Raw genomic sequence first — 6176 nt, 5'->3', positions numbered from 1 at the left:
GCGGATGCAAAGGTAGATATTTTCTCCAAACCTGCAAACATTCCGCCCGTTTTTTTCGCGAAGAAAACTATACATCTCCTCCACTCTGAAGACATGTTTTTGATTATCAACTCATTCTGTCCCGATAATCTTCGTAAGAAAATTGCCTGAATATTTCAGCCTTCCCATCTTTCGTCCACATAGCAATAGCAGGATGATGGATTCCATTGAACATATTTGTTTTTACCATAGTGTAATGAATCATATCTTCGAAGACTATGCGTTCTCCGATCTGCAGTTCATGATCGAAACTCCAATCTCCCATATAATCACCACTCAGGCATGAATTCCCTCCCAAACGATATACATGGCAACCATTATTCCCCATTTCAGCACCACATACAGCGGGCTGATAAGGCATTTCAAGACAGTCGGGCATGTGACAGGTAAAGCTAACATTGAGAATAGCTGTGCGAATGCCGCGACTTTCTACAATATCCACTACTTCGGAAGTCAAAACACCAGTTTGCCAGGTAAAAGCAGAACCTGGCTCCAAAATAATACGCAAATGAGGATGACGACTATGCAAGTCATTCAATAAATGAATGAGATGCTCTACATCATAATCTTTACGTGTCATCAAATGACCACCACCCAGATTCAGCCATTTTATCTGCGGGAACCAATAAGAGAATTTTTCTTCCAAATGTTGAAGCGTACGCTCCAGTTCGTAAGAAGAAGACTCACAGTGACAATGACAATGAAACCCTTCAATACCCTGCGGCAAGGTTTCAGTCAGTAAATCTGCCGTTATGCCGAAACGGGTTCCGGGAGCACAAGGATTATATAACTCTGTTTCTACTTCTGAATATTCAGGATTGATACGAATACCACAGGAAATTCCACTTCCTTCCTTTACCACCGCAGGATAGAAACGGCAGAATTGTGACAAAGAATTAAAGGTTATATGACTACTACAACGCATGATTTCCGGGAAATCAGCCTCCGTATAGGCAGGAGAATAGGTATGAGCTTTACTGCCGAACTCTTCCAGTGCCAATCGCGCTTCATATACGGAACTCGCCGTAGAATGCTCGACATATTCCCTAAAAATAGGAAATGAGCGCCACATAGCAAACGATTTAAAGGCCAGAATAATTTCCACCCCGGCACGATCGGCAACACTTTTTATCAGCGTGAGGTTTTTTCTCAATAATTCTTCATCCATAATATAGCATGGAGAAGGGAAACGATCAAAATCTATCATATTTTCTTTTTTATCCGATTATTTTAAAACGGGCAAAGCGCAATAAAAGTTGCTTGTCACCCGCATTCTTGAAACGAATGGTAGCTTTAGCATTATCCCCTTCACCTTCCACTTTCACAACTTCTCCCAGACCAAAACGTTCGTGCTCGATCAATTGTCCGGGGTGTACTGCCATTGCAGAAGCAGGAACCGATGAAGAAGCAGGAGTTGATGAAGTCACCCGCTTCAGGTTGCGCGGAACGCTCGGAGCAATTATCTGCTGTTTAGGACGCTGAGGAGTTTCTTTTTCCTTATTATAAAATGATTCGCGTACATGGGGTGAACGAGAGAAACCAGTGCTATTCTCCCGACGAAATGCCCCGGATTCATCATCAATCTTATTACTAAGCCCTGCCTCCTGGGGCAAACGCAGAAAACGAATATCTATATCCTTCAGGAAGCGACTAGGACTGCCAAATTCCATTTTTCCATAGCGAAAACGGGTACGGGCATATGACAGAAAACAATGTTCTTCTGCACGGGTAATGGCCACATAGAACAAACGTCTTTCCTCTTCTAACGCACGGGGTGAATCCCCTACCATACCACTGGGAAAAAGATTTTCTTCCATTCCCACCACAAATACATTCCTAAATTCCAATCCTTTGGCAGAATGGACAGTCATAAGCGTGATTTTCTCATCATCTCCATCTTTATCTGAGTCCTGATCTGTCAACAGTGAGACCTCCGAAAGAAAATCAGTCAACGATATATTAGGATTACCTTCTTCCAGACGCATCGCACAAAAATCACTCATACCATTGACCAACTCCTCGATATTCTCCTTACGACTAAGGTTCTCCGGAGAATTATCCTGGCAGACATCATTAATGATACCGGATTGACGGATAATTTCCGTACCAATTTCATAAGCATTTTTATCCACTACACCTTCCAAAAATCCTGAAATCAAATCGCGGAAAATCTGTAATTTGGAATGTGTACCCTTATTGAAATTCAGCCCATACGTCAACGGTTCGCATAACACAGTCCAAAGACTGACACCATTCTCAGTAGCTGCAGTAATGATCTTCCCCACTGTCGTATCACCAATACCACGAGCCGGATAGTTAATAATCCGCTTAAATGCTTCTTCATCATTCGGATTAACAACCAACCGGAAATAAGCTATCACATCCTTAATCTCCTTACGTTGATAAAAGGATAATCCACCGTAAATACGGTATGGCATACCCCGCTTACGCATTGCTTCCTCAAAGACACGACTCTGCGCATTGGTACGGTAAAGTATAGCAAAATCCGAATAGGGATAATGCTCCGAGCGACGAAGTTCCGTAATCTTATTGACTACAATATCTCCCTCTTCCACATCACTGTATGCCTGAAACACACCAATGGCTTCCCCTTTCTCTTTCTCCGAAAAAACCTCCTTACGTATTTGCCTCTCATTCTTCTCAATCAAACTATTCGCCGCACAAACAATAGTTTGTGTAGACCGATAATTTTGTTCCAGTTTAAAGACTTTTGTATTGGGATATATTTTAGTAAAGTATAATATATTATCAATATCAGCTCCCCGGAAAGAGTAAATACTCTGGGCATCATCTCCTACCACACAAACATGCTGATGATCTTTTGCCAACTGTAATACAATGCTATGCTGAGCATAATTAGTATCCTGATACTCATCTACCAGAATATAGCGAAACTGTTCCTGATAACGCGCTAACACTTCCGGATGATCCCTGAACAGTATAAAAGTATAAAAAAGTAAATCATCAAAATCCATTGCATCCGCCTGCCTGCAACGATCCCAATAGCGATGATAAATATCACGTATTGCAGGCATCTTAGCTGCACAATCGCCCTCATATGCCTCTTTATTGGATGCATACGCCGCAGGTGAAACTAAATGATTTTTCGCATTGGATATACGTGCCTGTACATTCCCCGGTTTATACACTTTCTCATCCAAGCCCATTTCTTTTATAATAGAACGCATCAGACTCTTACTGTCCGCCGTATCATAAATGGTAAACTGTGAAGTAAAACCTATATTTACGGCTTCCACATGCAAAATACGCAAAAATATGGAATGGAATGTACCCATCCATAAATGACGTGCCCGCTGGTCTCCTACTTGCCGGGCAATACGCTCTTTCATTTCACGGGCAGCTTTATTAGTAAAAGTTAAAGCCAATATATTCCATGGCTGATAACCATTCTCTAACAAATAGGCTATTTTATAGGTCAGCACCCGCGTCTTACCGGAACCAGCACCGGCTATAACCAGTGACGGGCCCTCGTTGTATAGCACTGCTGCGCGCTGTCCTTCATTCAGTTCTTCGATATAATTCGTATTCATGTATGCAAAATTAAGGGATTCTTTTTAGATTCATACAATGTATACGAACTAAAATAATTAAGATAGCATATTACATTTCAGAAAACAGTCCATAAGTCACTGTTTATTATGCACTTCCACAACAAGTCATTCTACATCTTCAAAAAGTTTTATAGATATGGAAGAACATTTATTGGATATCAAACGTTATATTAACAGAAACATAATTCAAGACAAATTATGAATACATTATTAACATCTTTAATGCTTATAATTATGACATACGAAATGCCTAAACTTCCATATGCAAACAATGCGTTGGAACCTGTAATCAGTCAGCAAACTATAGATTACCACTACGGTAAGCACTTACAAACATACGTAAATAACCTCAATAACCTAGTTCCGGGTACAGAGTATGAAAATAAAGATTTAGTAACCATAGTAGCTACTGCACCAGATGGAGCCATCTTCAATAATGCAGGACAAGTTCTGAACCATACTTTATACTTCCTGCAATTTTCCCCCAAACCTGCTCATAGTGAGCCAACCGGTAAATTAGCAGAAGCTATTAAACGCGATTTTGGAAGCTTCGATAACTTCAAAAAAGAGTTCACAGCTGCTGCCGTAGGATTATTCGGCTCTGGCTGGGCTTGGTTATCAGTAGATAAGAACGGAAAACTTCATATAACCAAAGAAGCTAATGGCAGTAACCCTGTACGTGCAGGACTTATTCCATTGTTAGGCTTCGATGTGTGGGAACACTCCTACTATCTTGATTATCAGAATCGCCGTGCCGATCATGTAAATGCTCTTTGGAGTATTATCGACTGGGATGTAGTGGGTAATCGACTGAAATAAGCAACAACAACCTTATAAACTCTTTTTTTAATGTGCACCTACGGGAATAGAAACTTCCCATAGGTGCGTTTGTGTTTCAATCTAACATATTTTAAAGAAAAACGTTACCTACTGAAAGCATTTATCATTAACTTTGCTAAACATAAACGTTTAACAAATAAAAATGAAGCTCATCATAGTCACAGCGCCCACATTTTTTGTGGAAGAGGACAAGATCATTACAGCACTCTTTGAAGAAGGGCTGGATATTTTGCATCTGCGGAAACCGGAAACTCCTGCTATGTATTCCGAGCGACTTTTGACGCTAATACCTGAAAAATATCATAGACGCATTGTTACTCACGAACATTTCTATTTAAAGGAAGAGTTTGACCTCATGGGTATTCATCTGAACACACGTAATCCTAATGAACCACATGATTACTCAGGACATGTCAGCTGTACTTGCCATTCTGTAGAAGAAGTAAAAAGCAAAAAGCATTTTTATGATTATGTATTTATGAGCCCCGTATACGACTGTATCACCAAAACAGGTACTCTTTCCGGTTATACTCCAGAAGAATTGCGCACAGCTGGAAAAGAAAGAATAATAGATACTAAAGTTATGGCTTTAGGAGGAATCACTCCAGACAATATTCTGGAAATAAAAGATTTCGGATTCGGCGGTGCAGTAGTACTCGGTGATTTATGGAATAAATTCAATGTTTGTACAGATCGGGATTATTTAGGTGTCATCCGCCACTTTAAGAAACTAAAGGAAATGGCGGATTAAAAAGTTCAATTTCCATTAGAACTTCCCATATTCTTTATATTCGACCCCAGCAGGCAAAGTAAAATAGAATGTAGAGCCTTCTCCTTTTTTAGATTCTACACCAATGCCACCACCATAGTGTTCAACAATAGATTTCGTAATAGAAAGACCTAAACCTGTGCCACGAATGTTATAGTTCATCTTCACAAAACGTTCAAAGATAGCCCGGCGACTTTCTTCATCAATGCCACATCCTGTATCAGCTACATAAAAATAAAAGTTATTATTACTCAAACGGCGATATCCAATCTTCACACTACCCTGTTCTGTAAACTTCAAAGCATTTTTCACCAAATTATTAATGACCTGTGCAAAACGTACCCGGTCTATCATTAAACGACATTGGGGAAGTTTCTCTACAAACTCTATCTGAATACCCGACGGACGGGGATGTGCATTTTCTGCAGCACACATTTCCTGAATCAAAGCATTCACATCCACATCTCCATCTTTATATTCCATTGTATTGGCCTCAATCTTTGAGAAGTCCAATAAATCATTAATCATCTGAACAAGAAAATCTTTATTGTCATTGATTTCTTTCAGAAAAATCATTCGTTCTTCTCTACTCAGATTATCAGTCTCAGCAAGTACATTTGTAAATCCGACAATCGCATTAAGTGGAGTACGTATCTCATGGGTCATATTAGCGATAAAGGCATTCTTCAGCTGATTACTTTCTTCCGCTACTTCATTTAATTGTTGCAAAGTCTTCAACCTCTTGGTCTTGTTGATAGACACCACAATCATAATGACCAGAAGTAATAAAATAATTACTCCAAAGCATAGCAAGAGTATTTCATTCCTTTGATAAAAATCTGATGCCCCTAAAATATAAAATGTTGCAAAATCCGGCTTCATAAAGTTGGTTATTAAAAGATAAAGATGATCCTAATTCTATATGTGGTACAAAT

Annotated in this window: 5 protein-coding genes; 2 read left to right on the top strand and 3 right to left on the bottom strand. The window is 39.6% G+C overall.

What is annotated here, in order from left to right:
- Nucleotides 1-106: 106 nt before the first annotated feature.
- Together nspC and BWI44_RS00670 are read right to left on the bottom strand one after the other, a co-directional pair.
- A complete protein-coding gene (gene nspC, locus BWI44_RS00675) occupies nt 107-1246 on the bottom strand; it encodes a carboxynorspermidine decarboxylase (protein ID WP_195208911.1) in 1140 nt (379 codons plus the stop codon).
- A 10-nt stretch (nt 1247-1256) separates the two neighbouring features.
- Nucleotides 1257-3611 carry an ATP-dependent helicase gene (locus tag BWI44_RS00670; RefSeq protein ID WP_195208910.1) on the bottom strand — a complete coding sequence of 785 codons (2355 nt, stop codon included), beginning with the start codon at nt 3609-3611 and terminating at the stop codon, nt 1257-1259.
- A gap of 219 nt (nt 3612-3830) precedes the next feature.
- On the opposite strand from BWI44_RS00670, the gene BWI44_RS00665 reads away from it, so the two are divergent.
- Both BWI44_RS00665 and BWI44_RS00660 read left to right on the top strand, forming a co-directional pair.
- Complete coding sequence (locus BWI44_RS00665) at nt 3831-4451, top strand: superoxide dismutase (protein WP_171032134.1); 621 nt, start codon at nt 3831-3833, stop codon at nt 4449-4451.
- A 163-nt stretch (nt 4452-4614) separates the two neighbouring features.
- Nucleotides 4615-5223, top strand: coding sequence for a thiamine phosphate synthase (locus tag BWI44_RS00660; RefSeq protein ID WP_007663122.1), 609 nt, complete (start codon nt 4615-4617; stop codon nt 5221-5223).
- A gap of 15 nt (nt 5224-5238) precedes the next feature.
- On the opposite strand, the gene BWI44_RS00655 is transcribed toward BWI44_RS00660, so the two are convergent.
- A complete protein-coding gene (locus tag BWI44_RS00655; RefSeq protein WP_007663123.1) occupies nt 5239-6123 on the bottom strand; it encodes a sensor histidine kinase in 885 nt (294 codons plus the stop codon).
- Between the last annotated feature and the right edge of the window lie 53 nt (nt 6124-6176).

It is taken from the genome of Bacteroides sp. Phil13, assembly GCF_001940965.1.
GTDB lineage: Bacteria > Bacteroidota > Bacteroidia > Bacteroidales > Bacteroidaceae > Bacteroides > Bacteroides intestinalis.
This window is presented reverse-complemented; position numbering and strand designations above follow the sequence as displayed.

Bases quoted from the DNA above. Each gene is read 5' to 3' on its own strand.
- BWI44_RS00655 (WP_007663123.1), bottom strand. From the start codon at position 6,123: ATGAAGCCGGATTTTGCAACATTTTATATTTTAGGGGCATCAGATTTT.
- nspC (WP_195208911.1), bottom strand. From the start codon at position 1,246: ATGATAGATTTTGATCGTTTCCCTTCTCCATGCTATATTATGGATGAA.
- BWI44_RS00665 (WP_171032134.1), top strand. From the start codon at position 3,831: ATGAATACATTATTAACATCTTTAATGCTTATAATTATGACATACGAA.
- BWI44_RS00660 (WP_007663122.1), top strand. From the start codon at position 4,615: ATGAAGCTCATCATAGTCACAGCGCCCACATTTTTTGTGGAAGAGGAC.
- BWI44_RS00670 (WP_195208910.1), bottom strand. From the start codon at position 3,611: ATGAATACGAATTATATCGAAGAACTGAATGAAGGACAGCGCGCAGCA.